General features: G+C 63.1%; 21 protein-coding genes. 15 read left to right on the top strand and 6 right to left on the bottom strand.

Annotated elements, in window-relative coordinates; translation table 11 throughout:
• The first annotated feature begins 32 nt into the window (after window positions 1–32).
• The 14 genes from BMX92_RS02020 (at window position 33) to queE (ending at window position 11,462) form a co-directional block, all read left to right on the top strand.
• Window positions 33–296, top strand: coding sequence for a FliO/MopB family protein (locus BMX92_RS02020; RefSeq protein ID WP_093010973.1), 264 nt, complete (start codon window positions 33–35; stop codon window positions 294–296).
• 1 nt (window position 297) lies between these two features.
• Entirely contained in the window at window positions 298–1,068 is a 771-nt protein-coding gene (gene fliP / locus BMX92_RS02015; protein WP_093010970.1) for a flagellar type III secretion system pore protein FliP, read from the top strand.
• Between the two features lie 132 nt (window positions 1,069–1,200).
• Window positions 1,201–1,473, top strand: coding sequence for a flagellar biosynthesis protein FliQ (gene fliQ, locus BMX92_RS02010; protein WP_093010967.1), 273 nt, complete (start codon window positions 1,201–1,203; stop codon window positions 1,471–1,473).
• Window positions 1,470–2,252, top strand: a complete 783-nt coding sequence (gene fliR, locus BMX92_RS02005) for a flagellar biosynthetic protein FliR (protein WP_093010964.1) — start codon at window positions 1,470–1,472, stop codon at window positions 2,250–2,252. The genes fliQ and fliR overlap by 4 nt, the downstream gene beginning before the upstream one ends.
• Before the next feature lies 1 nt (window position 2,253).
• Window positions 2,254–3,390: a flagellar type III secretion system protein FlhB gene (gene flhB, locus BMX92_RS02000; RefSeq protein WP_093010961.1), complete on the top strand. Its 1,137-nt coding sequence runs from the start codon at window positions 2,254–2,256 to the stop codon at window positions 3,388–3,390.
• Between the two features lie 97 nt (window positions 3,391–3,487).
• Window positions 3,488–3,940, top strand: a complete 453-nt coding sequence (locus BMX92_RS01995; RefSeq protein WP_093010958.1) for a hypothetical protein — start codon at window positions 3,488–3,490, stop codon at window positions 3,938–3,940.
• Between the two features lie 82 nt (window positions 3,941–4,022).
• A complete protein-coding gene (gene fliD, locus BMX92_RS01990; protein WP_093010955.1) occupies window positions 4,023–5,438 on the top strand; it encodes a flagellar filament capping protein FliD in 1,416 nt (471 codons plus the stop codon).
• 18 nt (window positions 5,439–5,456) lie between these two features.
• The gene (gene fliS, locus BMX92_RS01985) at window positions 5,457–5,855 is read left to right on the top strand and encodes a flagellar export chaperone FliS (RefSeq protein ID WP_093010953.1); all 399 of its coding nucleotides are present in this window, start codon (window positions 5,457–5,459) and stop codon (window positions 5,853–5,855) included.
• 155 nt (window positions 5,856–6,010) lie between these two features.
• Window positions 6,011–7,207 (top strand): aspartate aminotransferase family protein, encoded by a 1,197-nt coding sequence (locus tag BMX92_RS01980; protein ID WP_093010950.1) that lies wholly within the window; start codon window positions 6,011–6,013, stop codon window positions 7,205–7,207.
• Window positions 7,208–7,324: 117 nt separating this feature from the next.
• The gene (gene argF / locus BMX92_RS01975) at window positions 7,325–8,251 is read left to right on the top strand and encodes an ornithine carbamoyltransferase (RefSeq protein ID WP_093010947.1); all 927 of its coding nucleotides are present in this window, start codon (window positions 7,325–7,327) and stop codon (window positions 8,249–8,251) included.
• A gap of 262 nt (window positions 8,252–8,513) precedes the next feature.
• Entirely contained in the window at window positions 8,514–9,422 is a 909-nt protein-coding gene (locus BMX92_RS01970) for an Hsp33 family molecular chaperone HslO (protein WP_256213239.1), read from the top strand.
• Between the two features lie 209 nt (window positions 9,423–9,631).
• Window positions 9,632–10,051 (top strand): DUF3617 domain-containing protein, encoded by a 420-nt coding sequence (locus BMX92_RS01965; protein WP_093010941.1) that lies wholly within the window; start codon window positions 9,632–9,634, stop codon window positions 10,049–10,051.
• Window positions 10,052–10,108: 57 nt separating this feature from the next.
• Window positions 10,109–10,801, top strand: coding sequence for a 7-cyano-7-deazaguanine synthase QueC (gene queC, locus BMX92_RS01960; protein ID WP_093010938.1), 693 nt, complete (start codon window positions 10,109–10,111; stop codon window positions 10,799–10,801).
• A gap of 13 nt (window positions 10,802–10,814) precedes the next feature.
• A complete protein-coding gene (gene queE / locus BMX92_RS01955; protein ID WP_093010935.1) occupies window positions 10,815–11,462 on the top strand; it encodes a 7-carboxy-7-deazaguanine synthase in 648 nt (215 codons plus the stop codon).
• 45 nt (window positions 11,463–11,507) lie between these two features.
• Here the strand turns inward: queE and BMX92_RS01950 are convergent, their stop codons facing one another.
• The 3 genes from BMX92_RS01950 to lipB form a co-directional block, all read right to left on the bottom strand.
• Window positions 11,508–12,200, bottom strand: a complete 693-nt coding sequence (locus BMX92_RS01950) for a hypothetical protein (protein ID WP_093010932.1) — start codon at window positions 12,198–12,200, stop codon at window positions 11,508–11,510.
• Between the two features lie 91 nt (window positions 12,201–12,291).
• Window positions 12,292–12,573 (bottom strand): hypothetical protein, encoded by a 282-nt coding sequence (locus BMX92_RS01945; protein WP_093011335.1) that lies wholly within the window; start codon window positions 12,571–12,573, stop codon window positions 12,292–12,294.
• 62 nt (window positions 12,574–12,635) lie between these two features.
• On the bottom strand, window positions 12,636–13,337 hold the full coding sequence (lipB, locus tag BMX92_RS01940; protein ID WP_093010929.1) for a lipoyl(octanoyl) transferase LipB: 702 nt from the start codon (window positions 13,335–13,337) through the stop codon (window positions 12,636–12,638).
• 77 nt (window positions 13,338–13,414) lie between these two features.
• On the opposite strand from lipB, the gene BMX92_RS01935 reads away from it, so the two are divergent.
• On the top strand, window positions 13,415–14,209 hold the full coding sequence (locus tag BMX92_RS01935; RefSeq protein WP_143066703.1) for a hypothetical protein: 795 nt from the start codon (window positions 13,415–13,417) through the stop codon (window positions 14,207–14,209).
• Here the strand turns inward: BMX92_RS01935 and BMX92_RS01930 are convergent.
• Genes BMX92_RS01930 through BMX92_RS01920 form a run of 3 tightly spaced genes read right to left on the bottom strand, consistent with a single transcriptional unit; the run spans window position 14,206 to window position 16,129 of the window.
• Window positions 14,206–14,790: a GNAT family N-acetyltransferase gene (locus tag BMX92_RS01930; protein ID WP_093010923.1), complete on the bottom strand. Its 585-nt coding sequence runs from the start codon at window positions 14,788–14,790 to the stop codon at window positions 14,206–14,208. The two genes, BMX92_RS01935 and BMX92_RS01930, sit on opposite strands and share 4 nt — an antisense overlap.
• The gene (gene hemF / locus BMX92_RS01925) at window positions 14,790–15,674 is read right to left on the bottom strand and encodes an oxygen-dependent coproporphyrinogen oxidase (RefSeq protein ID WP_093010920.1); all 885 of its coding nucleotides are present in this window, start codon (window positions 15,672–15,674) and stop codon (window positions 14,790–14,792) included. Before hemF ends, BMX92_RS01930 begins: the two co-directional genes overlap by 1 nt.
• Window positions 15,671–16,129 carry a tRNA (cytidine(34)-2'-O)-methyltransferase gene (locus tag BMX92_RS01920; protein ID WP_093010917.1) on the bottom strand — a complete coding sequence of 153 codons (459 nt, stop codon included), beginning with the start codon at window positions 16,127–16,129 and terminating at the stop codon, window positions 15,671–15,673. The genes hemF and BMX92_RS01920 overlap by 4 nt, the downstream gene beginning before the upstream one ends.
• Between the last annotated feature and the right edge of the window lie 118 nt (window positions 16,130–16,247).

Raw genomic sequence — 16,247 nt, 5'->3', positions numbered from 1 at the left:
CGGATATTAACCATAGTCGCGGGCAGGCATCCATGTTCTGGTATTTCGTCAAACTGCTGATCCTGCTGCCGCTGGTGGGCGGCATGGCCTTTGGCGCGCTGTGGCTGTGGCGCAAATATCAGCCCGGCATGATGGCAGGGCAGGGAGATCGCTCGCTCAAGCTGCTCGAAGCGCTGCCGATGGGCGCCTTCGGCAAGCTGGCCGTGGTGGAATTTGAGGGCAAGAAGATATTGGTCGCCGTGACCCGCGGCCGGATCGAGAAGATCGCGGAAGGCGACCCCTATCGTGCGCGGTAGGATGCTGCTGATCGGCGGCGTGCTGATCGCTGCCGGACTTGCATTGGTGGAACCGGCACTGGCGCAGGCCGTGCCCACGGCCCCCGTAGATAATGGCGGGGCGCTGAGCCGGGCGATGGGCCAGATTTCGGGCGACGGCCGTTCGATGTCGCTGTCCCTGCAAATCCTGATCCTGATGAGCCTGCTGACGGTGTTGCCGTCGCTGGTGCTCATGATGACCAGCTTCACCCGCATCATCATCGTTCTGTCGCTGCTGCGGCAGGCGCTGGGCCTGCAACAGACGCCGCCCAATCAGGTGCTGGTGGGCCTCGCCCTGTTCCTGTCGCTGTTCGTGATGCGTCCGGCGATCGACACGATCAACGCGCAGGCCTTCGATCCCTATGGCAAGGGTCAGATCAGCATCGAGGAAGCGGTCGGCCGGTCGGGCAAGGTGCTGCATGGCTTCATGACCAAGCAGACTCGCGAAAGCGACCTGAAGCTGTTCCAGAATCTGGCAGAGGCGCCTGCTTTCCGTACACCCGCCGACATTCCCTTCTCGATCCTGCTGCCGGCCTTCGTGACCAGCGAACTCAAGACGGCGTTCCAGATCGGCTTCATGATCTTTCTGCCGTTCCTGATCATCGACCTTGTCGTCGCGTCGACCCTGATGGCGCTGGGCATGATGATGTTGTCTCCCACCATCATCTCCATGCCGTTCAAGCTGTTGCTGTTCGTGCTGGTGGATGGATGGGCGCTGACCATGGGATCGCTGGCGGGGTCATTCGCGACATGACGGGACTTTTACGTCCGTTCGCCCTGAGCCTGTCGAAGGGCCCGCCGGAGCGGAGCGAAGGTTCCGGCCTCGCCTTCGCTCGGCAGACGGCTTCGACTTCGCTCAGCCCGAACGGATTTTGGATATCCTGACATGGAAAACGCCGATTTCTTCATGGGGCTGGCCCAGCAGGCGCTGTGGATCACGGCGCTGGCGGCTGCGCCCATCCTGATCCCGGCGCTGATCGCGGGCCTGATCATCGGCATGGTGCAGGCGGCGACGTCGATCAACGAACAGACGTTGAGCTTCATTCCCAAGATATTGGTCGTGGGCGCGATGCTGACCCTGTTCGGCGGATCGATCATGGTGCTGATCGCCGACTTTACCCGCGAAATCTTCGAGCGGATTCCGGACCTGCTGCAATGATCGCGCCCGGTTTCACCGGCGTCGAAACGCAATTGTGGATCTGGCTGATCGCGATGATCCGGCCGGGTGCGGCCTTCATTGCTGCGCCGGTCTTCGGTGCGCCGGGTGTGCCGCTCCAGCTTCGCCTGATACTGTCGCTGGCGCTTGGCCTTGCCGCGCTCAACAGCGTCACGATTCAGTTGCCGCATGATGGCGTCGCGAGTTTCGAAGGCGTTATGCTGGTCGCGGGCGAAGTTCTGGCGGGCATGGCGATGGGGTTCGCCGTGCAGATCGGTTACGCCGCCGCCTTCGTCGCGGGGGAGACGATCGGCACGGCCATGGGCCTCAATTTCGCCGCGATGGTCGATCCCGCATCGGGCCAGTCGACGCAGGTGCTCGGCACCTTCCTGTCGATCCTCGCCACCTTCCTGCTGCTGGGCATGGACGGCCATCTGCTGCTGATCAGCTTTCTGGTGCAAAGCTATGTCGCCATTCCGCCGGGTGCGGGCCTGATTTCCAACGACACGATCTGGCATCTGATCGAATTTGGCGGTTCGCTGCTGGGGGCCGGGGTTACGGTCGCCCTGCCAGTCGCCTTCGCTCTGGTGCTGGTGCAGATCGTGATGGGGATGCTGTCGCGCGCGGCGCCGGCGCTCAATCTGTTTGCCGTCGGCATGCCTGTGGCGATGATGGCGGGACTGGTGCTGCTCGCCGTCGCCGTGCCGATCCTGGCGGAGGGCCTGACCGCGTCGCTCAAGGCCGGGCTGGAACAGGCCCGCTCCATTTCGGAGGGTCGCTGATATGGCCGGCGGCAATGAGGGCGGCGAAAAGACCGAAAAGCCGACACAGAAGAAATTGCAGGATGCCGCCAAGAAGGGCGATATCCTCCAGTCGCGCGAATTGGGTACGGCGCTGGTGGTGATGGCGGGCATCGGCTGCATTGCCGTCACCGGTCCGTCGCTAATCGACGCGCTGTCGAACATGCTGGTCGAAGGGCTGCGGTTCAAGCGCGACGATATCGTCGATTTCTCGCCGGTGGACCGGGGCTTCGAACTGCTCAAGGGCATTGCCCTGCCGGTGGCTGGCGTCATGCTGGCGACCTTCCTCGCCGCGATCGCGGCGCCGGCTCTGCTCGGATCGCTCGGCTTTCGGCCCGGTGCTTTCGCGCCCAAGCCGGAAAAGCTCAATCCGCTGGCGGGTCTGAAACGCATTTTCGGGATGCAGGGGCTGATCGAACTGGTGAAATCGATCGCCAAGGTCGGCCTGCTCGGCAGCATCGGCGGCTGGCTGATCTGGGACCGGCTGACCGAGATTGTCGGGCTGGGCAAGGCGGGGATCGCGCCGGCCATGGCCGATCTGGGCAATATCTTCATCTTTACCTGCCTGGTCATGGCGGGCGGGCTGTTCCTGATTGCCGGGATCGACGTGCCGGCGCAGATGTTCCAGCGCGCAAAGCGGCTGGGCATGAGCAAGCAGGACATCAAGGACGAGCATAAGGAAAGCGAAGGCTCGCCCGAACTGAAAGGCCATATCCGCCGCAAGCAGTTTGAGGTGCTGAGCGGATCGACGCGCAAGGCGGTGGCGGAAGCGACGGTCATCATCACCAATCCGACCCATTTCGCGGTCGCGCTGCGCTATCGGCCGGGGCAGGATGCGGCGCCGCTGGTGGTGGCGCGTGGATGCGATGCGATCGCGGCGGCTATCCGCGAACTGGCGGATACGAATGGCGTCACGGTGCTGCAATATCCCGATCTAGCCCGTGCCATCTACTTCACCTCGCGCGCCGGGCAGATCGTAAATGAAGGCCTCTACATGGCGGTCGCGACGGTGCTGGCCTTCGTCTTCCGCGTGGAAAACCGGATGGCGAGCGAACTCGACCGGCCGTTCATCACCGTGCCCGAAGACCTGCGTTTCGACGCCGACGGTAAAAAAATGTAAAGCGCGACAAGGCGTTACAAAAAAATCGCATAGTGAATTAAAGTTTAGGTCCACCCATCCGTAATTGGTTCATGGGGACGCATTTAAGGTGTGCGTCATGGATGAATATATATCCCGTGCGGAATTGTCGCCGGTCGACCGGACGGTCGTTCGCGCGTCTGCACCGGCGCAGGCCGTTCAACCTGTCACGGCGGGTCGCGCGAGCGACGCGCCCAATCCGGATTCGCGCGCGGCTGCGGCGAAGCAGGATGTCGCCGACGTGGACCAGGATCTGGCCAGCATCGCCGAATATGTGGAAGTCCATGCCCGCATCGCCGACATATTGTCCGACCTGAATGCGGGCAATGGTGGCGTTGCCGATGCCGCCGACGCGATTCAGGCGATGATCCCCAAGCCGATCGTGATCGTCCCCCTGTTGCCCGCCAGCAAGGAAGCGGTGGAGCATGCGGAGGCGGTGGCCAAGCGGATCGTCGAGCGCGCGTCCTACAGCCATGCGGCGCAGGCCCATCTGTCGCGGGCCATGGTGGAGCAGGCGACCTCGATTTCCTGATTTTCGCCCGATTTTCCAAGCTGAAAATCTTTCCTAAAGGTCTTCTCGCTACCGCCGTTCTACCCTCTTGAAAGGACGGTCCATGACTTCGGTAGGCAGCAGCATCTTGACCAGCCTGGGCGCAGGATCGGGCATCGATACGGCGGCGCTCGTGTCCAGCCTGGTGAGTGCGACCCGTCAGCCGAAGCAATCGGCGATCACCAGCAACCAGACGCTGAACACGTCGCGTATTTCCGCGCTCGCGTCGGCGATCAGTTCGCTCGATACTTTTGCCGACGCTCTGACCCAAGTCCTGTCCGGTGCGGAATATACCGGCTCGCCCAGTTCCAACGACACCAGCATCGCCTCCGTCAGCCTGCTGAGCGGCGGCACGCCGTCCGGTCTGCCCGCTCAGCTTACCGTCGATCAACTCGCCACGGCGCGCGTGCTGTCGTCCAGCAGCGCCGCGGGCGCCACCAGCAGCACGGCGGTCGGCACGGGCAGCTTCACGATCACGACGGCTTCGGGTGAATCGACCACGATCACCATCGATTCCACCAACAACAGCTATTCCGGCCTGGCATCCGCCATCAATTCGGCGAATAGCGGTGTGACCGCCCGCGTCGTCACCGATGCGAACGGCACTCGTCTCGTCTTCAAGGGCGAAACCGGTGCGGCCAATGATTTCAGCATTTCCACCACCGCCACTGATAGCGGCAGCGTACTCGCCAATCTGGGCTGGAGCGGCACCGACAGCAGCACGATGAGCAGCACGTCGGCGCCGCAAAATGCGAAGATCACGCTGGACGGCGTGGCCTATGAATATGCCAGCAACACGATCGACGATGCGATCGACTATCTGCGGATCGACCTGAACAAGGTTTCGAGCGGATCGACCGTCACCCTGTCGATGACGCAGCCGACCGCCGGTCTTGCCGACCTGCTCAAGGAATATGTCAGCGCGTACAACACATTGATGAAGGCGCTGAATACCGCGACGGCGACCGGCGCGGATTCATCCAGCGCCGGCGTGCTGAACGGCGTGTCGAGCGTGCGCGACATGAAGCGCCAGCTTGCGGCGCTGACCTCGACGCAGCTTAGTGCGACCGGCACCTACAAGACGCTGGCCGACATCGGCGTGAGCACCAATCGCGATGGCACGCTGACGCTGGATACGGATCGTCTGGCCGCTGCTCTGGAGGCTGACCCGGAAGGCGTGACCAACATGGTCAATCCCAAGACGTCGACGACGGCAAGTCCGGGTCTGGCCAAGCTCATGGACACCGTCCGCGACAATATCGAAAAAGATGATGGCCCGATGAAGCTGGCGCAGGAGCGCTACGACAAGCTGGCCACGCAATATACCGAACAGCTTGAAAAGCTGGACGAGCAGATGACCAATTATGAGGAGCATCTGACGGCCATCTATTCGGCGATGGAAACGCGCCTAACCGCGCTCAAGGCAACCCAGAGCTATCTCGATCAGCAGATCGAGGCCTGGAACAATAGCGACAGTTAATCAGGGACTTTGCAGACAATGTTCTACAATCAGGGTTATGCAGGTGGTGCGGCGGCGCGGCGTTATGCAGCGGTCCATTCGGGCAGCCGTACCGAAAGCGCCACGCCCCACGGGCTGGTCAAGATCTTGTTCGACGAATTGCTGCTGTCGCTGGAAGCGGCGGCGTTGGCCGAGCGTCAGGGCGACCGGATGAAGGTGTCGGACAAGCAGGCACGCGCCATGTCGATCCTGTTCGCGCTGGAATCCAGCCTGGATTATGACAAGGGCGGCGATGTCGCTGTCGGTCTGTCCCAGATCTATCGTGAGGCGCGTCGTCTGCTGCTGGTGGGCGTCAAGGAACGGACGGCCGCGCCGGTCGATCAGGCCCGCGCCATGATCGAGGAAATCGCCGACGCATGGGGGCAGATCGGACGCTGATTCCAACAGCATCCCGCCTGTGGGGCGGGGTTGCGCGACCATAAGGCCGTCTGTATAGGCGGTGCTCGCAAAAGGGCGGCCCGGCGGGGGTCGCCTTTTTGCGTTATGACCAATGCGCATCGGACGCGCATCATCAGCCCAGAAAGGGAAGGCCCATGTCGATTTCGCCGCTCATGCCCGTTTACCCCCGGTGTGATGTTCGCCCGGTGCGAGGCGAGGGCTGCTATCTGATCGGAGAGCGCGGGGAGCGCTATCTTGATTTCGCGGCAGGTATTGCTGTCAATCTGCTCGGTCATGGCCATCCCAGGCTGGTCAAGACGATCGCCGATCAGGCCGCGACGCTGATGCATGTGTCGAACCTGTACGGCATGCCGCTGGGTGAGCAATTCGCGCAGAAGCTGGTCGACAATACGTTCGCCGACACCGTCTTCTTCACCAATTCGGGCGCCGAAGCGGTTGAATGCGCGATCAAGACGGCGCGTCGCTATCATTATGCCAATGGGCAAGCGCACCGGCACAAACTGATCAGCTTCGACAATGCCTTTCACGGCCGGACGCTGGGCGCGATTTCCGCGACCAGCCAGCCCAAGATGCGGGACGGTTTCGAACCGCTGCTGCCGGGCTTCTCGGTCGTGCCCTTCAACGATCTGGACGCCGCGCTGGCGCAAATCGATGACAATACGGCCGGCTTCCTGCTGGAGCCGGTGCAGGGCGAAGGCGGCGTGACGCCCGCGACGCAGGAATTCATGGCCGGCCTGCGCAAGGCGTGCGACGAGCATGGCCTGCTGCTGGTGCTGGATGAAGTGCAGTGCGGCTATGCCCGGACCGGCACCTTTTTCGCGCACGAGCAATATGGCGTGACGCCGGACATCATGGCGGTGGCCAAGGGTATTGGCGCGGGCTTCCCGCTGGGCGCCTGCCTTGCCACCGAAGAAGCGGCTAAGGGCATGGTCTTCGGCACCCATGGCACCACCTATGGCGGCAATCCGCTGGCCATGGCGGTCGGCCTGGCCGTGATCGAGGAAGTGCTGGCAGACGGCTTCCTGGACCATGTGAAGGCGATGGGCGCGCGGCTGCGTGCGGCGCTGGAGCAGCTCATCCCCAATCATGACGAGATGTTCGAGGATGTGCGCGGCATGGGCCTGATGCTGGGCGTCAAGCTGAAGGAGGGCTTTGACGCCCGTAGCTTCGTTGGGCATCTGCGCGATCATCATGGTTTGCTGACGGTGTCGGCAGGGCAGAATGTGCTGCGCGTGCTGCCGCCGCTCGTCATCGACGAAAGCCATATCGCCGAATGCATCGAGAAGATTTCCGCCGGCGCGCGGAGTTTCTCGGCAGCGCAGGCGGCCTAAGACACTCCTCTAAATTCCGTTCGGTTCGAGCTTGTCGAGAACCGTTCTCGATACGCCTTCTCGACTTCGCTCGAAGGCTACTCGAACCGAACGGAGGATGGAGAAAAGGGGAAACCCATGAAGCATTTCCTGAATCTTTCCGACGCAGGTGGCGATGCGATCGCCGCCATGATTGCCGATGCCATCGACCGGAAGGCCGCACGGGCAGGCAAGCCCAAGGGCTGGGTGGACGCCGATGCGCCGCTCGCCGGCCATACGCTGGCGATGATCTTCGAGAAGAATTCGACGCGCACCCGTGTCAGCTTCGACATGGCGATCCGCCAGCTTGGCGGCACGTCGCTGATCCTGGACGGGGCGACCAGCCAGTTGGGCCGTGGCGAGACGATTGCCGACACGGCGCGGGTGCTCAGCCGCATGGCCGACGTCATCATGATCCGCACCGACGATCATGCCAAGATCGAGGAAATGGCGCATTATGCGACCGTTCCGGTGATCAACGGCCTGACCGACCTGTCGCATCCCTGCCAGATCGTCGCCGACCTGTTGACCGTGGTCGAACATGGTCTGGCCTTGCCCGGCAGCCAGTGGGCCTGGCTGGGGGATGGCAATAATGTCCTGCATTCGATCGTCGAGGCGGCCGGCCTCATGAAGTTCGACGTGCGCATGGGCATTCCCGAAGGCTATGATCCCGATCCGGCCTTTGCCGATGCGGCGCGTGCGGCCGGATCTACCATCACCCTGACCCGCGATGCCGCGCAGGCGGCGGCCGGTGCTGACGTTGTCGTCACCGACACCTGGATTTCGATGGGCCAGTCCCATGCGGAAGAAAAGCTGGCGGCGATGATGCCCTATCAGGTGACGCCCGCGCTGATGGCGGGGGCCAAGGCGGACGCCAAATTCCTCCACTGTCTGCCCGCGCATCGCGGCGAGGAAGTGGTGGAGGCGGTGATCGATGGCCCGCAATCGCTGATCTGGGATGAGGCGGAAAACCGCATCCATGCCCAGAAATCCGTGCTGCTCTGGGCGCTGGGGCGGCTTGGTTGAGTTTTTGGGCGGGCTTCCTATCTAGTGGTCCGATTCTGACATTCGACATGGCTTGAAGCCATGTGGCACACGAATGTCAGAATCTGTTCGGACCACTAGAAATATTTGATCCTAGTGGATTTTACGATTTTGACATTTGCAGACCCATCCCAGCCGCCGGGGGATGCAAATGTCAAAATCAATCCACTAGGCGGCCCGTCCATATTGCTGGATGCCCAATCTTGGTCCGGCGCTGTGCGTGCCGGACGACCGGAGCTGTGAATTGACATCTGCCGCCGATCTTGACCTGGCCCTTGGCTTCACCATCCCGTCGCGCCACGCGCGCGGTCGCCTCGTGCGGCTGGGGCCGGTGCTGGATCAGGTGCTGGCCGCCCATGCCTATCCGCCGCCGGTGGAGCGGCTGCTGGCGTCGGCGCTGGTGCTGGCAGCCTTGCTGGGCAGCACCCTCAAGCAGGCGGACGGGCAACTGACCCTTCAGGCGCAGACCGAACATGGCGTCGTCAGCCTGCTGGTAGCTGACTATAAGGATGGCGATCTGCGCGGCTATGCCAAGTTCGATGCCGACCGGCTGGCGGAGATGGGCCCTGATCCGTCGCTGTTCGGCCTGTTCGGCAAGGGCTATCTGGCGATCACCTTCGATCAGGCGGTGACGGGCGAACGCTATCAGGGGATCGTGCCGCTGGAAGGCCAGTCGCTGGCCGATGCCGCCGAACATTATTTCTTCCAGTCCGAACAGATCCCCAGCGTGATCCGCATCGCCACCCGCCATGAGGCGGGGGAGGGCTGCATCGCGGCCGGCCTGCTGCTCCAGCATCTGCCGGAGGGAGAAGTTGGGCGCGAGCGGCTGCATGTGCGGCATGATCATCCCGAATGGGAGCATGTGCAGGTGCTGGCCGAAACGCTGAAGCCCGAAGAACTGACCGATCCTGCCTTGCCGCTGACGGACATATTGTGGCGTCTGTTCCATGAGGAAGAGGAAGTGCGCGTGACCGAATCGGTCGCGATGGCCAAGGGATGCCGATGCGACCTGACCCATATTCGCGACGTGATCGGCCGCTTTTCTGTCGAGGATCGTGCCGAGATGGCGGATGATCAGGGCGTGATCGGCGTGGATTGCGCCTTTTGCTCGCGCATTTTTCCGCTCGCGCTGGACAGTTTCGCGACCCATTGATTGGCTGTTTGTTTCGAAAATGCGCGGAAGAGCGTATTTTCGATGCCGATGCGGATGCGCCAGAGGCGCATTTCCAAACGAGCGCTAACGATATTTGTAATTGAGGCGGATCGCAGCTTTTAGGTTATGAAATCGCCGTAATTGGCTGGCAGGCAAGACTTGAACAGTCGCGGCCGCAGGGGCGGCGGCTTTTGGCGAATGAGCTGGATATGAGCAGGACCAAACTGCGGCAGCTATGCGCTGCGGCGGCTTTTATGATGGCGACTACCGTTGCGGCAGCGGTTCCGGGTGCGGCGAACGCGCCGGGGCCTGTGGCTCTGCGCACGCTGGAGCCGGGCGAGTGGGAATTGCGTGACCGAGGCGACGGCGCGGAAACCCGCAAGCTGTGCGTCACCGATTTGCGGCAATTGCTACAGGTGCGCCACGGCGCCGCGCTTTGCCGCAGCTTCACCGTGGCCGATGCGCCCAATGCGGTGTCCGTCACCTATGATTGTGCGGCGGCCGGTAACGGGCGTACCGACCTGCGCATCGAAACGACCCATCTGGTGCAGATCCGGTCGCAGGGTATCGCTGATGGCGCGCCCTTCGCCTTTGCCGCCGAAGGGCGGCGCGTAGGCGCCTGTGGCTGATTGCCGCGATCCGCACAGCGACTTGCGCTAGAGCGTTCCGAGGGGTAGCGCGATCCGATGGTTGCCAATGCTGGAAAATTCGCTGTCGTGCTGCTTTCGGGCGGCCTCGATTCTCTCGTCGCAGGCGGTTTGGCGCGTGAGGCCGGCTATCATGTGCTGGCCCTGTCGATCGACTATAATCAGCGGCATCGTGTCGAGCTGAGCGCGGCGGCGCGCGTGGCCGAATCGCTCAATGCGATCCGGCATATCGTCCTGCCGCTCGATCTGACGGCGTTCGGCGGATCGGCCCTGACGGCGGATATCGCCGTGCCCAAGGATGGCGTCGGTCCCGATATTCCGATCACCTATGTCCCGGCGCGCAACACCATCTTCCTGTCGCTGACGCTGGGGCTGGCCGAAGTGGCCGGGGCGAGCGATATCTTCATCGGCGTGAATGCGCTCGATTATTCCGGCTATCCCGATTGCCGCCCGGAATTTATCGACGCCTTCCAGAAGATGGCGACTCTGGCGACCAAGGCGGGAGTGGAAGGCCATCCGATCCGCATCAACACGCCGCTGCAATATATGAGCAAAGCCGACATCGTGCGGGAAGCCTATCGGCTGGGACTGGATACGGGGCTGAGTTGGTCCTGCTATGATCCCACGCCGGACGGCAAGCATTGCGGCCTGTGCGACAGTTGTCGCCTGCGGTCGAAAGGCTATGAGGAAGCGGGCCTGCCCGATCCCACCGTCTACGCGACGCGGCCCTGAACAGGCGATTGTCATGAGCTATGCGGTCAAGGAAATGTTCCTGACCCTTCAGGGGGAAGGGGTTCAGGCGGGACGGCGCGCCGTCTTCCTGCGCTTTGCCGGCTGCAATTTGTGGACCGGGCGAGAGCAGGACCGGGAAAAGGCAATCTGCCAGTTTTGCGACACGGATTTCGTCGGCACGGATGGGCTGGGCGGCGGCAAATTCGCTGATGCGGCGGCGTTGGCGGATGCTGCGCTTGGCTTTTGGGGCGACCGGGCGGATGGCCGCTATATCGTGCTCACCGGCGGCGAGCCGATGTTGCAGATTGACGATGCGCTGGTCGATGCCCTGCATGAACGCGGCTTCACCATTGCGATCGAAAGCAATGGCACCCTGCCGGCGCATCCGAAGATCGACTGGATCTGCATCAGTCCCAAGGCGGGCAGCGATGTGGTGCAGCGGTTCGGGCATGAATTGAAGCTGGTCTGGCCGCAGCCGGGCATGGGCCATAGTCTGGCGGATGTCGATGGGATGGCCGACTGGGCGTTCGACCATCATCTGATCCAGCCGCTGGACGATGCCCATGCACAGGATAATGTCCGCGCCGCGATCGCGCTGGTCATGGACCGGCCGCAATGGCGACTGACGGTACAGGCGCATAAATATCTGGGATTGCGCTGAGATTTCCGGCGGTCGGGTAACGACCCGCCGGAAATGCATGTCATATCAGGGCTTCACGCCGACCTTGTTATTCCATGCCTGATGGCAGGCGGGTTCCAGCACGCCCTTCTTCCAGCATTTCGGATCGAAGGAGGGCATGGCGAGGCTGTAGTCATAGCCGGGCGTGCCGTAAAATTGCTCGCCAGCCGCGATGGTCGACTTCTTGATCGATCCCAGCCCCTTGCGCGCCACATCGGCCAGCGTGCCGCGATCGGCAAATATGGCGTCCTGTCCGACCTGGGCGGCGGTCTGGCAAAAGCCCTTCTGCGCCTGCACCGTCGAATAGCTGGAATAGATGCGGGTATTATACATGTCCCATGCGGACTGGCCGGGTTTGCCCTTGCCAGCCGTGCGCTGGAAATAGCCGAGCATCGTTACCTGCGCCGCGTCCAGTTCGGCGTCATGATGGGCGATCACCTCGTTATAATTGCCGGTGGTCAGCAGCGTGCGTTCGAAATCGCATTGCAGCGCGGCGACATTCAGCGCGGCGCGCAGGTTCCAGGCAAGGCCCGCCTTGATTTCTCCGGCGGTCGCGCCCGGCAATCCCATGGCGGTCGCCGCGGCCGCGTCGGTCAGCGGCGGGGTGCTGAAGTCGGGCGGCGACCAGAAAAATTGCGCGGCGGCAGGCTGGGCAGCCAGAGGCAGGGTCGCCAATGCCAAAGCCGCCATCATGGGGCGCAGGGGGGAACGGAACATCATCACTATCGCCTCTCCGGAAATATCGCGCGCAGGGCGCAATCTTCCAACGCCGTCTTTTCCTGTCGGACGGCTGTATCGCCGCTGAACATTCTTACTGATCGGCCAGCACTTCGGCATCTTCACCGGCGGGCTTTTCAGCGGTCGGCTTCTCGCTCGCAGGCTTGGCCGCGCTGTTGCCGGTGGCGGCATTATCGCTGGGCAGGGCGACGGTGGTGCCTTCGCTCTGCACGCCATCCAGATCGGTCATGGCGTCGGTCGCGGTGCCATCCACCACTTCCATGTCCTTCATCTGCACCTTGTTGCCGCTCTCATCCTTTTGGCTACAGGCGGCAAGGCTGGCGGCGAGCAACGCGACGGCAAAGATATGACGCATCCGGGTCTCCTTGAAAGCGGTCATGCCCGGCAGCCCCCGCCCGGCGAAAAGAAGGCGCGACCCTAGCCGCCTGTTTCGCATTGCTCAACCCCCGTGCCGCAACGGGCCAAGCGACTGAGAAAGGCGGGAAAATGGGCCTTGAGCGCAGCATCCAGCGTCGCCATGGACGTGTCACCGCCCAGCGCCGCGATGCTGGTGACCGGGAACTCGCTGATGCCGCACGGCACGATGCCCCCGAAATGGGACAGGTCGGGGTCGACATTGATCGCAAAGCCATGGAGCGTGATCCAGCGCCGCACGCGAATGCCGAGCGCGCCGATCTTCGCCTCCCGCCCCTGCCGATCGTCGGTCCAGATGCCGATGCGTCCTTCGGCGCGGCGGGCGGCGATGCCCAGATCGCCCAGCGCCGCGATCATCCAGCCTTCGAGATGATGGACGAAATTGCGGACATCCTTGCCCCGTTCGCGCAGGTCGATGTTGAGATAGCCGATCCGTTGTCCCGGCCCATGATAGGTGTAGCGACCGCCACGGCCGGCCGCATGGACCGGGAAGCGCGGATCGAGCAGTTCGGCCGGATCGGCGCTGGTGCCCGCCGTGTAGAGCGGCGGATGTTCGATCAGCCATACCCGTTCCTGCGCCTCCCCGTCATGGATGGCGCTGGCGCGCGCCTCCATATCGGCAAGGGCGGTGGGATAGTCGACCGGGGCGGTGTCCACCCGCCATTCGACGGAAGCGGGGAAGGGCTGAAGGATCGGATCGGGCATGGACGCTTCCTTGACTTGGACTGGGCGAGCGATCAAGGCTCGGCCCGCATTTTCCGGACAGAGATCAGGCGAAAGATATGACGACAATGTCGATCGGCAAGGCATGGGAAGAAAGCCTGGCCTTCATCAAGCGGGAAGGGCATCTGCTCTTTCCGGTAGCGCTGCTGTTCCTGTCGGTGCCGCTGGCCATCGTCCAGCAGATGATCCCGGCCAATTATATGCAGTTGCAGCCCGGCCAGACGCTGGAGTCGCTGCCGCCGCTTCCCGCATCGGTCAGTCTGGGCGTGATCGTCGGCGCGATCGTCATGCTGATCGGTTCCCTGTCCGTCTATGCGCTGGCGCTGCGACCGGGGATCAGCGTGGGGGAGGCGATCCGTCTTGCCCTGTCGCGCCTCGGCGTGCTGGTGGGGGCATCGGCGATCGTCGGGCTTGCCCTGCTGATGGCCATTTTCCTGGTGGCTATGGTCGGTGGGCTGCTGGCTGTCGCCATCGGCAAGGGGGTGGGTGTCCAACTGTCCATCCTGCTGATGACGGGGGTGATTCTCTATGCCAGCGCGCGACTGGTGCCGCTCAGCGCCGTGATCATCGACCGCCGCTCCGGCGTAATCGCCTCCTTGCGGGAAGCGCTGGCGCTGACGCGGGGGCAGGCCGGCCGGATGATCGTCTTCCTCGTAATTTCGATGGTGCTGATCTTCATCATCCAGTTTGCCGTTCAGGCCGCTATCGGCGTGGTCGGCACGCTGTTGCTGGGCAAGGATAGCGGCCGGGCGATCACCGATCTGGTGGTCGCGCTGGCTTCGGGTATTCTCAACGTCTATCTGATGGTGCTGACGGCGCGCATCTATCGTCAGCTGGAAGGCGTGAAACCCTAACCCAGCAGCGGCACATGCGGGGCGGCGTCGCGCGGCAGCACGCCGGCCAGTCGCGGGTCGGCGAACGTCTCGATCTCCCGGCCATAGGGCGTAAATCCGGACTTCTGATAGAAGCCCAGCGCCGCCGGGCTATCCAGCGTGCAGGTGTGGACCCAGAAACGCTCCACGCCTTTGCGCCAGGCGAGGGATTTGGCCTGTGCCATCAGCCAGCGGCCCAGCCCCTTGCCGTTGAGTTCAGGCACAAGGCCGAAGAAGCTGAGTTCGCAGTTCGGCAGTGACCGGAAATCCAGTTCCAGCAGGCCGACTTCGGTGCCGCGTGGATCGGTGACGGCATAGACCTCCACCGCTGGGTCATGAAGAATGGCCTGAAGGTCGGCATCGCGCATGACGAGGCGGGAAAACCAGAGCCATGGCTCCCCGACGCGCCGGAACAGGGTGCGATAGGCGGCAAGATCGGGCGTCTTCCACGGCACCAGCCGCAACGGCGCGGGCGGGATGGGCGCTGGCCGGGGCTTTTCGCGCATCTCCAGATGGGTGACGACCGTCGCCACCATGCCGGGCTCGATGGGGATGAACGGCATCAGCTCCAGCTCGCCATGGGCGGCAGGCTCATAAGGATCGCGTCGATATTGCCGCCGGTCTTGAGGCCGAACAAGGTTCCGCGATCATGCACCAGATTGAATTCGGCATAGCGCCCGCGCCATTCCAGCATCGTGCGATAGTCGGCGTCCGTCCAAGCGTCGCCCATGCGGCGGCGCACGATAGGCGGGAAGGCGGCGAGGAAGGCGTCGCCGACAGCGCGGGTGAAGGCGAAATGCGCGTCGAACGCGGCATCGTCCGTGCATTCGAGATGATCGTAGAAAATGCCGCCTACGCCGCGATGCACATTGCGGTGGGGGATGAAGAAATAGTCGTCCGCCCATTTTTTGAAGCGCGGATAATAGTCCGCCTCATGCCCGTCGCAGGCGGCCTTCAGCACAGCATGGAAATGCGCCGTATCCTCGTCGCGGGGCAGCGGCGGATTGAGGTCCGCGCCGCCGCCGAACCAGCATTTGGTCGTCACCAGATAGCGGGTGTTCATGTGGACGGCGGGCACATGCGGATTGGCCATATGCGCGACCAGGCTGATCCCGGTCGCGAAAAAGGCAGGATTGTCCGCCGCGCCATGAATCGTCTGGGCAAAGCCGGGGGCAAATTCGCCGCCCACGGTCGACACATTCACGCCGACCTTCTCGAAGACCTTGCCCTTCATCACGCCGCGCACGCCGCCACCGCCTTCGCCGGGCGCCTGGCCATCAGCCTCCCGGTCCCAGGCGGTGAAGTCGAAACGGGCGTCGCTGCCCGCTTCCCGCTCGATCGCCTCGAACTCGGCGCAGATGCGGTTCCGCAGCGATTCGAACCATGTCCGCGCCGCCTGCTGCCGGGCATCCAGAACGAAGGGCACGGTAGGAATCGGATTGGTCATGCAGGAAACTTTCCGGTCTGGCGCAGGGCTTCGGCGACGGCGATGCCAGTGGACACGGCGATGTTCAAGGACCGGAAGCCCGGCGCCATCGGAATGCGGACGCGGATATCGGCCAGATCGCGCACATCGTCCGGCACGCCCGCGCTTTCCGATCCCATCAGCAGGATATCGTCGTCGCGGAACTGCACATCGGGCAGGCGCTGTGAGGCATGGGCGCTCATCAGCAGCAAACGGCGGCCCTGCGACTGGCGCAGGGCGTCGAAAGCCGCGAAATTGGCATGGCGGGTCACGTCGGCCGACTCTCCATAATCCATCGCCGCGCGCTTGAGGCGGGCGTCCGAAAAGGCGAACCCGGTCGGCATGATGATGTCGACGGGCACAGACAAACAGGCCGCGAGGCGCAATATTGCACCGACATTGCCCGCGATTTCCGGTTGATAAAGGGCGATACGCATGGCGCAGCGCCATAGTCCATTAGGAGCATTTGCAACAGGCTAGGTAATATTGCGACTGGCAAAGGCGGCGCAGTCCGGTTATCACCCCTTCGAACACGCCGGGGGGAAGGCGGGAGCA

The sequence above is a fragment of the Sphingobium sp. YR768 genome (genome assembly GCF_900111125.1).
Classification (GTDB): domain Bacteria; phylum Pseudomonadota; class Alphaproteobacteria; order Sphingomonadales; family Sphingomonadaceae; genus Sphingobium.
Note: the sequence above shows the minus strand (reverse complement) of the source record. Positions and strands in the feature narration are given on the sequence as shown.